This is a genomic window from Bacillus sp. Xin1 (assembly GCF_013314535.1).
Taxonomy (GTDB): domain Bacteria; phylum Bacillota; class Bacilli; order Bacillales; family Bacillaceae_G; genus Bacillus_A.
In genome coordinates this window covers 39,061-53,593 of the sequence record NZ_JABUAE010000002.1, presented here as the reverse complement: position 1 = coordinate 53,593, position 14,533 = coordinate 39,061, and the positions used below count along the sequence as shown (strand labels likewise).

The window sequence follows — 14,533 nt, the reverse complement described above, 5'->3', positions numbered from 1 at the left end:
ACAATTGGTGATATATAATGAAGTTACTGTATATTTCTTCTGGTTATCACGGTATTTACAATTATTTAGATCACAGTATGAAAGCTGGGCTAAACGATAATGGTTATGAATGGATCTCCTTTCATCCATTAGAACCCATAGAAAAGCTGCAATCTATTGTTGCCACGTTTCAACCACAAGTGGTTCTAACTATATTAGGAGACTATCTTTCTGTACAAGCTATTCAATATTTTAAAGAAAATGGTATTAAGCTAGCATGTTGGATGACTGAGGACCCTTATTATTTTGATAAGACTTATCAAATGATTAATAGATTCGATTATATCTTTACCATCGATACAGGATCTTTAAAACACTATCAATTAGTCCATCCAAATGCCTATCATTTACCGTTAGGAACGGATTCTACGACTTTTAGAACTCTACTAGCGGGACACGCATACAAAAGCGATTTGCTCCTTGTAGGATATCCATATCCCACAAGGATACACCTCATCCATTTTCTCTTACAAAATACAAACTATCACATCTGCTTAGTTGGGAAAGGCTGGCGTAATAGACTACAAAAACTCTGGAGAAACAGCCCTAGAGTTACGATTAAAGATACATGGATGAATCCAAAAGTGGTTTCCTATTTTTACAACGGAGCCAGCATTGTATTAAACCCTCATCGAAGCCACAATTTCTTGCATAATCAAAACGCATCTGGAATTATTAGCGAAAGCATTAATAACCGAACGTTTGATATTGCGGCATGTGGAGCTTTTCAACTAATAGAGGAAAAACCTAACCTTCGTTCTTTCTTTACTGAAGAAGAAATGGTATCTTACCGGGATTATGAAGATTGTCTATGTAAAGTGGTTACCTATATGAATAATAAAGAAAAAAGGCAGGTTATTGCTCAAAAAGCTCAAAAACGAGCGATAAAGCAGCACACATTTGGTCAAAGGGTAAAAGAAATGATGAATATTATTCAAGCATAAAAATCGTATTCTATCGTAAACATAATTTATTTAAAAAATAAAGTGAAACTTAAATTAGTGGGGGTTTTCTATATCCCCACTGATTATTAGCCCTCATCAATCGGGCTGGTACTGACAGTTGATCCCCCACCTATCTTCTTTGCTTTTACTAAACTTTGAGGTGGGGATCTTACTGCCCTAAAATAGCGACATAAACAACACAATGTATAACAATATCAGGATTTATTTCCTATGAAATAGATATCACTTCCAGGATAATTACAAAATGCATTTCTTTTTATATCTAAACTCTTAAGGTGTACTGTCAAATCCATTCCCAAAATATAAATCTTTTGCCAGCGTATTTGCCCTATGGAGGGAATCATGGGTTCCAGCATCAGTCCACCAACCCTTTAATACATCATAAGTTAACGTTCCTCTTTTAATATACTCATTGTTTAAATCCGTTATTTCTAATTCACCGCGTTTAGATGGCTTTAACTTTTTAACCATCCCAAATACATCTGCGTCATACATATAAATTCCTGTTACTGCATAAGGACTTTTCGGCTTCTTTGGCTTTTCCTCTATATTTACAATATAATCCCCCTGTATTTCAGGAACTCCGAATCTTTTTGGGTCATCAACTTCCTTCAAAAGAATTTTCGCTCCTGCTTTTTGCTTCTGATATCCTTTTACATAATGAAGTAATGTATCAGAAAATATATTATCACCTAGAATAACAAGCATTCTATTATTACCGATAAATGTCTCACATAACCCTAAAGCCTGTGCAATTCCTCCTGCTTTTTCTTGTACTCTATAAGTAAATGAAACACCAAAATCAGTTCCGCTCCCTAAGAAATTAACTACATTTCCCATATGCTCTTTTCCTGTTACGACAATAATGTCTGTAATCCCGCATTCTTTTAATTTAAAAACTGAGTGATAAATCATTGGATAACGTCCTACAGGCAGCAAGTGTTTATTAGTCACCCTAGTGATAGGGTATAATCGTGATCCTGTACCTCCAGCTAAAATAATGCCTTTCATAAGGTTGCTCCTTTCCCTCTATAAAAGTCTAGAACATAGCCTGATGTTTTAAGTAAGAGCAGAAAAATATCCATGCATCCAAAGGTCCCCTTCTGTCTCTACCCTCAAATCCCACATTGTACCAATGGAAATTATTCGCAGTATTAATACAATTCTTTAAGGCTCATTTTTATTCTTCATCTTTTCATAAATACGTTTCTTGCTACGCATGTGACACCGAATGAATAAAATTTTTTATTCTTTTCTTGGATACCTCTATCTACTTAAATGCCTTTGAAGAGAACACAGCGAAGTAACAATAGTTATTTTTTCCATAACAATGATTTCAAAACAAAATGCTGCGTTAATTTACTATAAAAAACACACTCTTTGAAAATTAATTTTTCATTATATAAAACAATACCCCTCTTGATAACAAGGGGGTACTTAACTAAGGAATTTACCTTAAGCCTCGCAGAAAACAAGAACTCAACTTTTTGAAGATGTTATTTCAAATAAATCAGGAGCTAATGTTCGAACACTCACTTCATTTTTATTTATTTCTATTAAATCCAGTTTTTTGAAGAAACTTTTTATTTCTTCTTCTGAAGTTAACGTATGATCCCCTTTTATTGTAGAGAGCGCTCTTACTGAAGACTCCTGGATGGAACTTTCACCTGTTGAATTGATTTTGTCTAATAAACTAATAATATTCTTATACGCATAGTTTTCTTCATCCATAGCCCCATAATAATTTTTGGATAGAATTTTTTTTCCTTCACCTTTTTCTCCTTTAGATAAACAAAAATCGATTAAGTTGAATACTTCACTACTATTCACTGATTTATAGGTAACCGCATTAGGTAAATATTTTTTCTCTCTTTCATAATCAATTGGCATATAAGCAATGACTGGTTTATCAAGTAACAAAGCTTCAATACCTGTCGTACAACGATTGTGTATTACAACTTTTGAAGCTAAAATCCACATCACAACATTACCATCATGGGCCACAAATACATTTTTATAATTCGACAATTCTTTTCGATAACTATCCACATTTTCATGAATATGAGGACGAACAACAATATTAAGATTTGGATATTTCCCACTTAATTCTTTAATTAATTGGATGAAATGTTCATATACCTTCTTTATATAACGTTCGTTAGGATTAAATCCTCTTAAAAAGTGATTATATTGAGTAAATCTTGTATTCACTAAAATAAAATCTCCAAACTTTTGTTCAATCATTTTAACTTCATCACTATATAAATCCCGGTACTTTTTCTTGAGTAGATCGAAACGCGGATGGCCAGTTAAATGAAATTTCTGCTTAAATTCAGGAAAAGTATTTGTAACTATTTCTTTATGAGCATCTCCCCAGCAATATACATGCTCGAGTATTTTGACATACTTGTCATCTTTTCCAAGACGACTATAATTATTGCTATTAAGGAATAATCCTTCTTCTTCATCTAATTCGACGATAGAATAGCCTAGTTTGTATGCGTGATCCATATATTCTTTCCTTGCATCACCATAAGGAGTTCCCTTTGAACAAATAATCCCCTTAGGTAATAACTCTAAATGAGCGAGAATAGGCGTATGTGTTCCTAGAACAATCCGATAATTCTCTTTAATTGCATAATAGGTTAAGAGTAATTTTGCGTCGAATTCCCTTGTTTTTGATTCGATTGGCAAGTAAAGAAACTTTTGCGACATAAACATCACCCCTTCTTATTGTTTCAATCAAAAATAATCTTGCCTTTAGTAGCGAATAGTATTTTTTCTTATAAGTGAAACTTTAATTAATGAAGGCCTCCTTCATCCCTTACTGTTTACTGGCCCTCACCAATCAGGTTTTTACGGGCAGCTCACACCTAATTTCTTTGCTTTTGCGGAATTTTGAGGCGGGGTCTTACTGCCCACAAATAGTGGAATAAACCTACTGAATCCATTAATATTTACTATCATTCATCACTTTTTTGAAAATCCTTTAAATTTGTCGCTTTCTCATTAATTTCTTCTCTGTTTTTTAATAATCTTTTTAATAAGTTTAATATTTCAGTACTATTTATGTTATCAATAACCCATCCACCTTGGTACCTTTTCACTCTTTCAGCAGGAGCACCCAAATTAAATGTAATAATAGGATATCCCGATAACATCGCTTCACTTGTTGTATACGAATACGTTTCAGGACAAACTGAGGGAGTAATCACCAATGCTATTTCTTTCTCAGCCAATATTTCTGATAAATTATTAACTTCATATCTTCCTGTTACTTCAAACTTCCCCTCATCACTTTTATACGGGTTAAAATGAATATTTGTTATACCAATCACCTTTATGTTTATTGGCAAATTTTCTTCAACAATTAAATCCTTTAATTCATATATAATGCCTGACCCTTTCGGCAAATCGATTGCCCCCACAAAAGCAATATTTAAATTTTGTTTATTTAAAAAATCCTCATTAAAAGTGTAGGCTACTTTTGAATCAATGGAATGTTCTCTTACTTCTATCTGGATATCTTTATAATATTTTAAAAGAATTTCTTTCGTGTTATAACTAGGTGTTATCACCCTTTTGGCCCCTATCAAAAAAGAATGAAACGCTTTTCTCCAATCTTCAATGTTAATAGTTTCTTTTGGATATAACTTTGCAATACACCCCTGACAGATTTCTGGGTTTGTTTCAGCATTACAATATTTCTTTTCGTGATTAATTAAATTGTAACTTGGACAAATACAATAAAAATCATGAACAAAAAAATAATAATCCACCAGTGAGTGTTGTATTAAACTGAACATTTTTTTTATTGGATACTTAAATAAATGATTAATAAAAATAAGATCAATTCTTAAAGCACTTAATAATTTTTTAAAATTCATTTCATTTAGTTTACTTAATTGAAGATTATAAGTTATTGGTTCAGAATGATTATGATCAGTTAAAATTACATAATCTGTCCCAGGTGTTAACGTGTATATCCTCTCATTATCTTCTAATGTTTTTATATAGTTAGTTTGATAGATTGAAGCACCGCCACCTAAGCCGTGGTCGATAAATAATCTCCCCTTTTTAGAAGAATATTTATCGGCGACCATTACACTTTTCATAAATTCTCTTATATTTTTCATTGGATCGCGCCTTATAAATTCTTGTATTCTTTTATTATAATCGGGGTATCGGTTAAGTAATTTTTTTAAATTACTTGACATTAACTCTTGTTTACTGCCATCTATTTGATTAAAACTGACACCATGTTTATGATAAATGAACACATTTGGGATCAATATATTTTGATATCCTTTATGCTGAGCTCTCATGCACCAATCGTTTTCCTCGCCATATCCTTTACCAAAAACCTCATCATCAAAGATTCCGATATCATGAATAACATTTCTATTTAATGCCATGCAGAAGCCTACACCTGTTGGAATTACTATCCCTTTGTTAATGATATATTTTGAAAAATATGAATCGACTTCATTTGTATTCATATCGTACAGTAATTCATTATCTTGAAGAAAATTTGGATAGGAACAAATCGTAGCACTATTTGAGAAAGGAGTAACTGATGAGATTTTATTATTTACTAGAATAGGGTTAATTAAACGCCGAAAACAATGAGGTGGAATTTCTGTATCACTATTTAATAAAATGGGGTGATTCGTTGTTAAAAGTAATCCTTTATTAATACTCTGTACGTATCCCAGGTTTTTATCATTGTGTATAACCACTAACCTTTTTAAATTTTGATGTGATTTATTTGATTTCAAATTCTCCAAAAAATGATATATTCGTTCATCTGTACTAGCATCATTAATTAAAAATAAATTAAATTGAAGATCAGCATTTTCATATATACTTTCTATACATCTCTTCGTAAATTCATAACCATTATATATTGGTATAATCACATCTACTTCAGTATCCTGAGGTAAGTTATTCTTATATTCAACATAATTTATTTCATTAAATGTTTCTAAACTAAATTGATCAAGAATAGAATCCTTTAAAAAAGAGGGTTCATCAGCTTCTTCGCTTATGTTTGAAATAGATTGGATATCCGTTGGCTTTTCATAGTTCAAATTTAAAATCAATCCTTGTTCGTCACCATTTGAATATTTATCCATATACAACTTAATCTCTTTTTCGTTTTTTGAATACTCCCAAATCCTCAGATGATTTACTTGCCCTTCAAAGTATCCGCATTCTTCACATCCTCCAATATTTCCTGATGCAAAGATATTATTCTTCGTACTTTTTAATCCTTTTTTCACAAAACTTCCATTCACATATAAGTTTGGAGTTTTATTTTCATAAACAATAGCTATATGAATCCAATCGTCTATTTTTATCTTATATGTGAGTAGAGCAAATGCATCATTGCCACTAAGTTCATATACTGTTATCCCATTCGTTCCAACTGATATTCCCGTACCCGATTCATCTTTTTGCTCAATTGCAGTTTTCCCCGGGCTAATAATGAATCTTTGACCGGAAATGCTATACTTTCCTTCATCTGATTCCCAATTTAAGCTAAGTTCCTTTTGAGGATTTACCCAAAACTCATAGGTGAAATTATTTTTAATATTTTTAAATAAACCCTTTGTCAGTATCATTTCTTGCCCTTTAAAATTTAAAAATCCTTGCAACACATTGTTCACCCTCGCTTATATAATTAATTCTACAATTCAAAAAACAAATATATTTAACTATTAAAATTAAAAGATATATATACTTTTTTGCAAATTATTTAATAGCACTATCTAACGCCTATTTCAAAGTTCATTGAATTAAGTGTTTTTTATTAATGAAGATATATTATTATTATTTGAGTTTTATAGTCGACTAATTATACACGATCTATGTTTTTATTCATTACTAACGATTCCTATAAACTATGCGATTGAACAATAGAAATCGGACTTAGGCTTTTACTTTTATCATGCTATGTTTTGTTTTGTTTTTTGTATAGTTACACAGCCTATCTTGAAAAAAGATGATGCATTATGCTCTATATTAAAGACATAATCCCCTCTATTTGCTTGAACAGCTTATGAACATGTAACACTTTTAGATTAGAAAATTTGAAGGTACCGCTTATATCTAAAAACGAAGATTTTGATTTCTAGCATTTCCATAATATAAAAGAAGCTATTAAACAGATTTATCATTTCCTGAACCATGAAATAAAAGAACGGTAAGGCACAATTACAAGTAAATTACAATCTAGGCTTATTTACTATTTCGATAAAACCATAAGAAAATATGGAGATGATACCCAAACGTTTCCACGAAATATTCATAGTAATAGATAGAGAAAATGTATTCAATAAAAAAGGCTGTGAATAAAATGAATTTAACAGGAAAAACAATTTTAGTTACTGGTGGAACAGGCTCCTTCGGAAAAAGATTTATAAAAAAAGCCCTAGAACTTGGTGTAAGCAAGATCATTGTTTTTAGTCGTGATGAGTTGAAACAATACGAAATGGCTCAAGAGTATACCGATTCGCGTATTCGTTTTTTTATTGGGGATGTACGTGATAAAGCTCGTTTATACCGGGCATTTGCTGGGGTCGATATTGTAGTTCATGCAGCTGCTCTGAAGCATGTAGGTGCATGTGAGTACAATCCGTTTGAAGCTATTAAAACAAATATCTATGGTGCTCAGAATATCATTGAAGCTTCTATAGATTGTGGAGTGCAACGTGTCATTGCTTTAAGTACAGATAAAGCTGCTTCTCCAATTAACTTATACGGTGCAACAAAATTAGCATCAGATAAACTTTTTGTGGCAGCAAATGCTTATGTAGGGAGCAAGAATACAAGATTTTCAGTTGTACGTTACGGAAATGTAGTAGGCAGCAGAGGCAGTGTAGTGCCATTTTTTAAAAGTATAAAAAATACTGGGAAGATCCCTATTACAGATAAACGTATGACCCGATTTTGGATAACACTTGATCAAGGCGTGCAATTTGTTCTTGATAACCTTCAGCGAATGAAGGGCGGAGAAATTTTTATTCCTAAAATCCCTAGCATGAAAGTAACAGACTTGGCAAAAGTAATTGCACCTGAATGTAAAATTGAGTTTATAGGCATCCGTCCAGGGGAGAAACTTCATGAGGCTATGATAACTGAAGATGATGCCCGTCATACTTTAGAATTTGAAAATTACTATATCATTCAACCAGAATTCACTTGGTGGGATAAAGCAAATATAGGTGAAGGCAAACCGCTTCCAGAAGGTTTTAGTTATACAAGCGACAAAAATGATCATTGGTTAACAAGGGAAGAGTTAAAAAAATTCATTAATGAATAAGAAAAAAAATGACTAAAATGAATGAAAACAATCTATAAGGGAGTATTAATGATCATGAAACATCTTTTAGCGCTTCATGGAGGACACCCCGTACGGGATCATTATTTGCCATACGGCAAGCAATCCATAGATGAAGATGATATCCAAGCAGTAATAAACATTTTAAAAAGTGATTTTATTACAACCGGTCCAACAATAAAACAATTTGAAGATCAAGTGGCAGCATATGTAGGTGCCAAATATGCCGTAGCATTTTCAAGTGGAACAGCCGCCTTGCATGGAGCTTGCTTTGCAGCGGGAATCTCCACTGATGATGAAGTTATCACCACTTCGATGACGTTCGCTGCCAGTTCTAACTGTGTCCTCTATCAAGGTGGCGTGCCGGTATTTACAGATATAAACTCCGATACTTACAACATTGATCCTAATTTAATAAAAGATAAGATTACAAATAAGACAAAAGCAATTATACCTGTACATTTTACTGGACAACCAGTTGAACTTGAAGAAATTTCAAAAATTGCTCGAGAATATAATCTAACAGTAATCGAAGATGCAGCTCATGCATTAGGCGCTACTTATAAAAAGAAAAAAATTGGTTCAATTAGCGATATGACCATGTTCAGTTTTCACCCCGTCAAACATATTACAACAGGCGAAGGTGGAATCATTACAACAAATAATGAGGACTACTATCAAAAACTTCTACAGTTTCGAACACATGGAATCACTCGTTATCCTAATAATTTAACTGAGAATCATGGTCCTTGGTACTATGAAATGCAATTTCTTGGCTATAACTATCGGATGACAGATATCCAAGCAGCTCTTGGATTATCGCAACTGCAAAAATTAGATTCTTTTATTGCTAAAAGAAAACAATATGTAGCAATGTATGATACGGAGCTAAAAGATTTACCCGAAATTATTCTACCAAAACAATTAGAACATGTTAATTCAAGTTGGCATTTGTATATCATTCAGTTAAATTTACCAATGCTGAAAGTTGACCGAAAAGAAATCTTTCAAGCGTTACAGCAAGAAAATATTGGTGTCAATGTTCACTACATTCCGGTTCATTTACAACCCTACTATCAAAAATTAGGTTATCAAAAAGGAATTTGTCCCCATGCTGAAAAATTATATGAAAGTATCATTACTCTACCATTATTTTCAGAAATGAGTGAACAAGACGCTAATGATGTCATTCATGCAGTTAAAAAAGTCATAAATTTTTATAAAAAATAAATGAATAAAAAGGTGATGAAATGAAAGTTGCCGCTATTATTCAAGCCCGAATGGGCTCAACTAGGCTTCCAGGGAAAATCCTGAAGAAAGTTCTTGATAAAACACTACTAGAATATCAAATTGAACGAGTAAAAAAAGCAAAAACAATTGACCAAATTATTGTAGCTACTACTACAAAGCTCAATGATAATCCAATCATTGAGCTTTGTAGGCAACTTTCTGTTCCTTATTATCGTGGATCAGAAGATGATGTATTATCACGCTATTATGAAACTGCAACGAAATTTTCTGTGGATGTTGTAGTTCGATTAACTTCAGATTGTCCCATTATCGATCCTAATATTATTGATAAAGTAGTTAATTGCTATTTAAAACAGCAAAATAAATATGATTATATATCTAATACACTAACCCGTACGTATCCGAGAGGCCTAGACACAGAGGTTATCCCCTATCGAATTTTAAAACGAACATATGAAGAAGCCAATGAGCCATCATACCGTGAGCATGTGACTGCTTATATATATAACAACCCTGGGAAATTCAAACTGTTAAATGTCCATCATGACTTAGATGAAAGTAAACATCGCTGGACTGTCGACACAAAAGAAGACTTTATTCTTATTAAAAACATTATTACCAGATTATATCCAATTAATAATCAGTTTTCTTTCAGCGATATTTTAAATTTATTAAAACAAGAACCAGATTTGTTTTATATTAATAGTCATATAGAACAAAAGAAGATAGGTATGTAAATCAGATGAACATATTCATTCGAGTAGATGCTTCTATAGAAATTGGAACAGGTCATGTTATGCGCTGTTTAACCTTAGCAAAGGAATTAAAAAATCTAGGACATCAGGTAGCTTTTATATCTAGGGAATTAAATGGCCATATGTGTAACTTTATAAAATCTAAAGGATACACAGTATATATGTTACCGAAAATGAAACTAGTGAATAATAATTGTAATACCGCTCATGCTCACTGGCTTCAAACTAGTTGGGAAATAGACGCACAACAAACAATAAATATTATAAGTCAGAACATTTCTCCTGTGGATTGGCTTATTGTAGACCATTACGCTTTAGATAAAAAATGGGAAGAAAAATTGAAGGAATTCACCCAATATATAATGGTTATAGATGATTTAGCAGATAGATTACATATGTGTGATGTACTGCTCGATCAAAATTATTATACAAATATAGACCAAAGATATACAAAATTACTCCCTAAAAATTGTATAAAATTATTAGGTCCCAAATACGCACTGCTAAGGACAGAATTTTTAAAGGAACGGAAAAATGTAAGAAAAAGAACTGGTAATCTTAAAACAGTACTCATATTTTTTGGTGGAAGTGATCCCACTAGTGAAACATCCAAAGTAATCAAAGCTCTAGAAGCACTAGACTGTACACAGTTTCTTATTCATGTAGTTGTCGGTCAAGCAAATCCTCAAAAAGACTTCATCCAAAATTTATGCAAAAAACATTCAAATATGACCTTCCATTATAATATTGATTATATGTCCCGATTAATGAATGAAGCAGATCTGGCAATATGTGCTGGAGGTTCGACAACTTGGGAAAGATATTGTTTAGGGTTACCTGCACTATTAATCTCAGTGGCATATAATCAAATTGAAATATGTAAAGCAGTTGGAAATTTAGGTATTGATTTTTATATCGGAAACTCAGAAAAAATCTACGAGAAAGATATTTGTAATGCTATTGAGATTGTTAGAAGCGGAAACCTTGATTTAGAGGTCTCTTCTAAAAAGGCATTAGAAATTGTAGATGGTTTTGGGAAAACACGTGTAGTATCGGAAATTTTACAATATTAAATATTAAGGAAGATATTATGAACATTCTATTATTAGGATCTAAATGTAATAACTTGTACAGTTTTCTTAAATCATATGGAGATCGTGTTATTTTCTATGAAAATAGAATAGACATTCACTTACCTATTCTTACTCATATTGATTTTATTGTCAGCTATGGATATAGATATATAATTCCTCCTTCGATTATAGAGAAATTTAATAACAAGATTATTAACTTGCATATATCTTATCTTCCCTGGAATAAGGGTGCTGATCCCAATTTATGGAGTTTTCTTGAAGATACACCTAAAGGGGTTACAATTCATTATGTAAATAATGGCTTAGATACAGGAGATATTATCGCTCAATCGAAAGTTCCTTACAAGGAAAGAGATACATTAAAAACCTCTTATGATAGACTATGCCAAGAAATAGAACGACTTTTTATTGAGAATTGGGAGTTAATTCGTTCTGGAAAAGTTACGAGGAAACCACAACCTCCTGGCGGCAGTTATCATAGATTAAAAGATAAAGAAAAGTATTTGAATTTCCTTACTGATGGATGGGATACGTCAGTGAAAGATATAATAGGTAAAGCAAAAATGAACGGTTAGAAAGGAGAAGATAGAATGAAAGATGTTGAGATTAATGGAAGAAAAATAGGTCGTAATCAACAACCATTTATCATTGCCGAAATGTCTGGAAACCATAATCAGTCATTGGAACGTGCATTACAAATCGTTGAAGCTGCAACAAAAGCTGGTGCACATGCTCTAAAAATTCAAACGTATACAGCTGATACTATGACACTCGATATAGATAATAAAGATTTTAAAATAGAAGATGCAGACAGTTTATGGAAAGGAAACACGCTTTATAAACTATATCAGCAAGCTTACACACCTTGGGAATGGCATAAACCGATTTTTAATAAATGTAAAGAACTAGGTATAACCCCATTTAGCACCCCATTTGATGAAACAGCAGTTGATTTTCTAGAATCCCTAAATGTTCCTTGTTATAAAATTGCTTCTTTTGAAAATACTGATATCCCTCTAATCTGTAAAGCTGCCTCTACTGGCAAACCGCTTATTATCTCCACAGGTATGGCTACAATTTCAGAATTAGATGAGACTGTCAAAGCTGCCAAATCAGCAGGCTGTAAAGACCTTATTTTGTTGAAATGTACAAGTACGTATCCTGCTTCCCCGGAAAACACTAATATTTATACAATTCCTCATATGAGGGAATTATTCCAATGTGAAGTAGGTTTATCAGATCATACATTAGGAGTAGGTACTGCAGTCGCAAGTGTTGCACTGGGAGCAACTGTAATTGAAAAACATTTCACTTTATCTAGGGCTGATGGAGGAGTAGACTCCGCGTTTTCAATGGAAGCAGACGAACTAAAATCTCTTGTTATGGAAACAGAACGAGCATGGCAGGCACTAGGGAAGGTTTATTATGGACCGACTGAGATGGAAAAAAGCTCATTAAAGTTTCGTCGTTCTCTATATGTTGCACAAGATATGAAAGCTGGAGATCTTTTAACAACAGAGAATATAAAAGCCATTCGACCTGGATATGGTTTGGCACCAAAATACCTTCCTATTTTGCTAGGAAAGAAAGTGAAAAAAGATGTTGCTAAAGGAACTCCTGTAAGTTGGGATTTCATTTAATAAAAAAATTTTCTCTACAAATAAATTTTTCACATGAATCTTTTCCTATTGGGGGCTATTATCATGTTTTGTCAAATAGCCCTCCTTTCATTTTATATGATTGAAAAAGTCTCTAAAAAACTCTTTATCTACACTGTTCTACAAATCTTTAAGCGTCACAATTACCATTTTAACCCTTCCCTTCTTTTCATCGATAAAAAATTAGAAAGTCTTTTTATTTTGACAAGCTACCGATAAATTACACGCTTTTTCTAAAATTTCACCACGATTTGTTGAAAGTTTTTGTAATAATTGCAAAATCCTCTGGCTACTCACTTCTTTCAGAATCCATCCTCCTCTATATTTTCTTATTTGCTCCGCTGGGGCTCCCATATCAAATGCAATAACCGGATACCCTGAAAACATAGCCTCATTGGTTGTATAAGAAAATGTCTCTGGACATATAGAAGAAGTTATAACGATAGCTATTTTATGTGTTGCTAAAATATTAGAAATTTCCTTATTATCATATGGTCCTGTTACAGCAAAATGTCCGCTTGGGCTGACAAATCTTCTTTTATGCCTGTCTGTTAACCCAATTACCTTTATACAAAAAGGTCGCTTCCCTCTTTCAATCTCCATTTTAAGTTTATATAAAATGTGCGATCCTTTATTTTTATGTATATTTCCTACGAAGGCGACATTAAGCTTTTTTTCACTTGCAAATTCAGGAGCATATGTATAGTGGATATTAGGAGATAAAGAATGTTCCTGTACATCTATATCAATGTTAGGGAAATGTTTTTTTACAATTTCTTTTGTACTGTTACTTGGAGCGATTACCTTCTGAGCATTTGATAAAAAAGATTCAAATTTTTTTCTCCAAGTTTGAATATCTGTTTCCCTCCCCCCACTCAAACACGCCGTACATATATTCACATCTGTTTCATTATTGCAGTAAGGACCATTCCTTTTAATCAAATTAACGAGAGGGCATATACAAAAAAAATCATGTATGAAAAAAATATAATTAATTCCAGAACATTGAATAAATTTTATAAAATCAAATATAGGAAATTTAATAAGATGATTGATATAAATTAACTCAATATTTATTGACTTGAGTAGTGATCGGAAGCTTTTTTCATCATAATTATGAAACTGGAACTCATCGTATAGAGGGATTTCCCGATTTATATCTTCTATACGAAAAATTCCAGCTCTAAACGTCATCTTATATATTCTATATTTATGTTTATTCTCCTCAATATACGCATTTTGATAGTACTCTACTCCCCCGCCTATAGCATTCATTACAAATAAAATGCCTTTCTTTTTTGGAGTGCCGACTTTCTCCAAAAATACTCCCCTCCTTCATTCCAGCTTTTCAATTTACCATCTCAACTCGTTTGTTTCATAATTTATAAATGTATATTTTCATAAATAAAAATATGACACCATTTTATTT

Annotated in this window: 11 protein-coding genes; 7 read left to right on the top strand and 4 right to left on the bottom strand. The window is 32.4% G+C overall.

Annotated features, from left to right (window positions below; translation table 11 throughout):
- The first annotated feature begins 17 nt into the window (after positions 1-17).
- The gene (locus tag HRG09_RS03405; RefSeq protein WP_174099358.1) at positions 18-983 is read left to right on the top strand and encodes a CgeB family protein; all 966 of its coding nucleotides are present in this window, start codon (positions 18-20) and stop codon (positions 981-983) included.
- Between the two features lie 291 nt (positions 984-1,274).
- Here the strand turns inward: HRG09_RS03405 and HRG09_RS03400 are convergent, their stop codons facing one another.
- The 3 genes from HRG09_RS03400 to HRG09_RS03390 all read right to left on the bottom strand — a co-directional run bounded on the left by HRG09_RS03400 (position 1,275) and on the right by HRG09_RS03390 (position 6,664).
- Positions 1,275-2,015: a sugar phosphate nucleotidyltransferase gene (locus tag HRG09_RS03400; protein WP_174099357.1), complete on the bottom strand. Its 741-nt coding sequence runs from the start codon at positions 2,013-2,015 to the stop codon at positions 1,275-1,277.
- Positions 2,016-2,483: 468 nt separating this feature from the next.
- Complete coding sequence (locus tag HRG09_RS03395) at positions 2,484-3,719, bottom strand: surface carbohydrate biosynthesis protein (protein WP_254610016.1); 1,236 nt, start codon at positions 3,717-3,719, stop codon at positions 2,484-2,486.
- Between the two features lie 248 nt (positions 3,720-3,967).
- Positions 3,968-6,664 (bottom strand): glycosyltransferase, encoded by a 2,697-nt coding sequence (locus tag HRG09_RS03390; RefSeq protein WP_309231954.1) that lies wholly within the window; start codon positions 6,662-6,664, stop codon positions 3,968-3,970.
- A gap of 698 nt (positions 6,665-7,362) precedes the next feature.
- On the opposite strand from HRG09_RS03390, the gene pseB reads away from it, so the two are divergent.
- Genes pseB through pseI form a run of 6 tightly spaced genes read left to right on the top strand, consistent with a single transcriptional unit; the run spans position 7,363 to position 13,086 of the window.
- Positions 7,363-8,328, top strand: coding sequence for a UDP-N-acetylglucosamine 4,6-dehydratase (inverting) (pseB, locus tag HRG09_RS03385; RefSeq protein WP_174099354.1), 966 nt, complete (start codon positions 7,363-7,365; stop codon positions 8,326-8,328).
- Positions 8,329-8,382: 54 nt separating this feature from the next.
- Entirely contained in the window at positions 8,383-9,576 is a 1,194-nt protein-coding gene (pseC, locus tag HRG09_RS03380; RefSeq protein ID WP_217447906.1) for a UDP-4-amino-4,6-dideoxy-N-acetyl-beta-L-altrosamine transaminase, read from the top strand.
- 20 nt (positions 9,577-9,596) lie between these two features.
- Positions 9,597-10,334 (top strand): cytidylyltransferase domain-containing protein, encoded by a 738-nt coding sequence (locus tag HRG09_RS03375; RefSeq protein WP_174099353.1) that lies wholly within the window; start codon positions 9,597-9,599, stop codon positions 10,332-10,334.
- 5 nt (positions 10,335-10,339) lie between these two features.
- A complete protein-coding gene (gene pseG, locus HRG09_RS03370) occupies positions 10,340-11,425 on the top strand; it encodes a UDP-2,4-diacetamido-2,4,6-trideoxy-beta-L-altropyranose hydrolase (protein WP_174099352.1) in 1,086 nt (361 codons plus the stop codon).
- A 17-nt stretch (positions 11,426-11,442) separates the two neighbouring features.
- Positions 11,443-12,021, top strand: coding sequence for a formyl transferase (locus HRG09_RS03365; RefSeq protein ID WP_174099351.1), 579 nt, complete (start codon positions 11,443-11,445; stop codon positions 12,019-12,021).
- A 15-nt stretch (positions 12,022-12,036) separates the two neighbouring features.
- Positions 12,037-13,086: a pseudaminic acid synthase gene (pseI, locus tag HRG09_RS03360; RefSeq protein WP_174099350.1), complete on the top strand. Its 1,050-nt coding sequence runs from the start codon at positions 12,037-12,039 to the stop codon at positions 13,084-13,086.
- Positions 13,087-13,287: 201 nt separating this feature from the next.
- Here the strand turns inward: pseI and HRG09_RS03355 are convergent, their stop codons facing one another.
- Positions 13,288-14,424 carry a glycosyltransferase gene (locus tag HRG09_RS03355; RefSeq protein WP_254610015.1) on the bottom strand — a complete coding sequence of 379 codons (1,137 nt, stop codon included), beginning with the start codon at positions 14,422-14,424 and terminating at the stop codon, positions 13,288-13,290.
- Positions 14,425-14,533: the final 109 nt, after the last annotated feature.

Excerpts from the sequence above, each read along its gene's own strand:
- HRG09_RS03405 (WP_174099358.1), top strand. The coding sequence starts at position 18 with ATGAAGTTACTGTATATTTCTTCTGGTTATCACGGTATTTACAATTAT.
- HRG09_RS03400 (WP_174099357.1), bottom strand. The coding sequence starts at position 2,015 with ATGAAAGGCATTATTTTAGCTGGAGGTACAGGATCACGATTATACCCT.
- HRG09_RS03395 (WP_254610016.1), bottom strand. The coding sequence starts at position 3,719 with ATGTCGCAAAAGTTTCTTTACTTGCCAATCGAATCAAAAACAAGGGAA.
- pseB (WP_174099354.1), top strand. The coding sequence starts at position 7,363 with ATGAATTTAACAGGAAAAACAATTTTAGTTACTGGTGGAACAGGCTCC.
- pseC (WP_217447906.1), top strand. The coding sequence starts at position 8,383 with ATGAAACATCTTTTAGCGCTTCATGGAGGACACCCCGTACGGGATCAT.
- HRG09_RS03375 (WP_174099353.1), top strand. The coding sequence starts at position 9,597 with ATGAAAGTTGCCGCTATTATTCAAGCCCGAATGGGCTCAACTAGGCTT.
- pseG (WP_174099352.1), top strand. The coding sequence starts at position 10,340 with ATGAACATATTCATTCGAGTAGATGCTTCTATAGAAATTGGAACAGGT.
- HRG09_RS03365 (WP_174099351.1), top strand. The coding sequence starts at position 11,443 with ATGAACATTCTATTATTAGGATCTAAATGTAATAACTTGTACAGTTTT.
- pseI (WP_174099350.1), top strand. The coding sequence starts at position 12,037 with ATGAAAGATGTTGAGATTAATGGAAGAAAAATAGGTCGTAATCAACAA.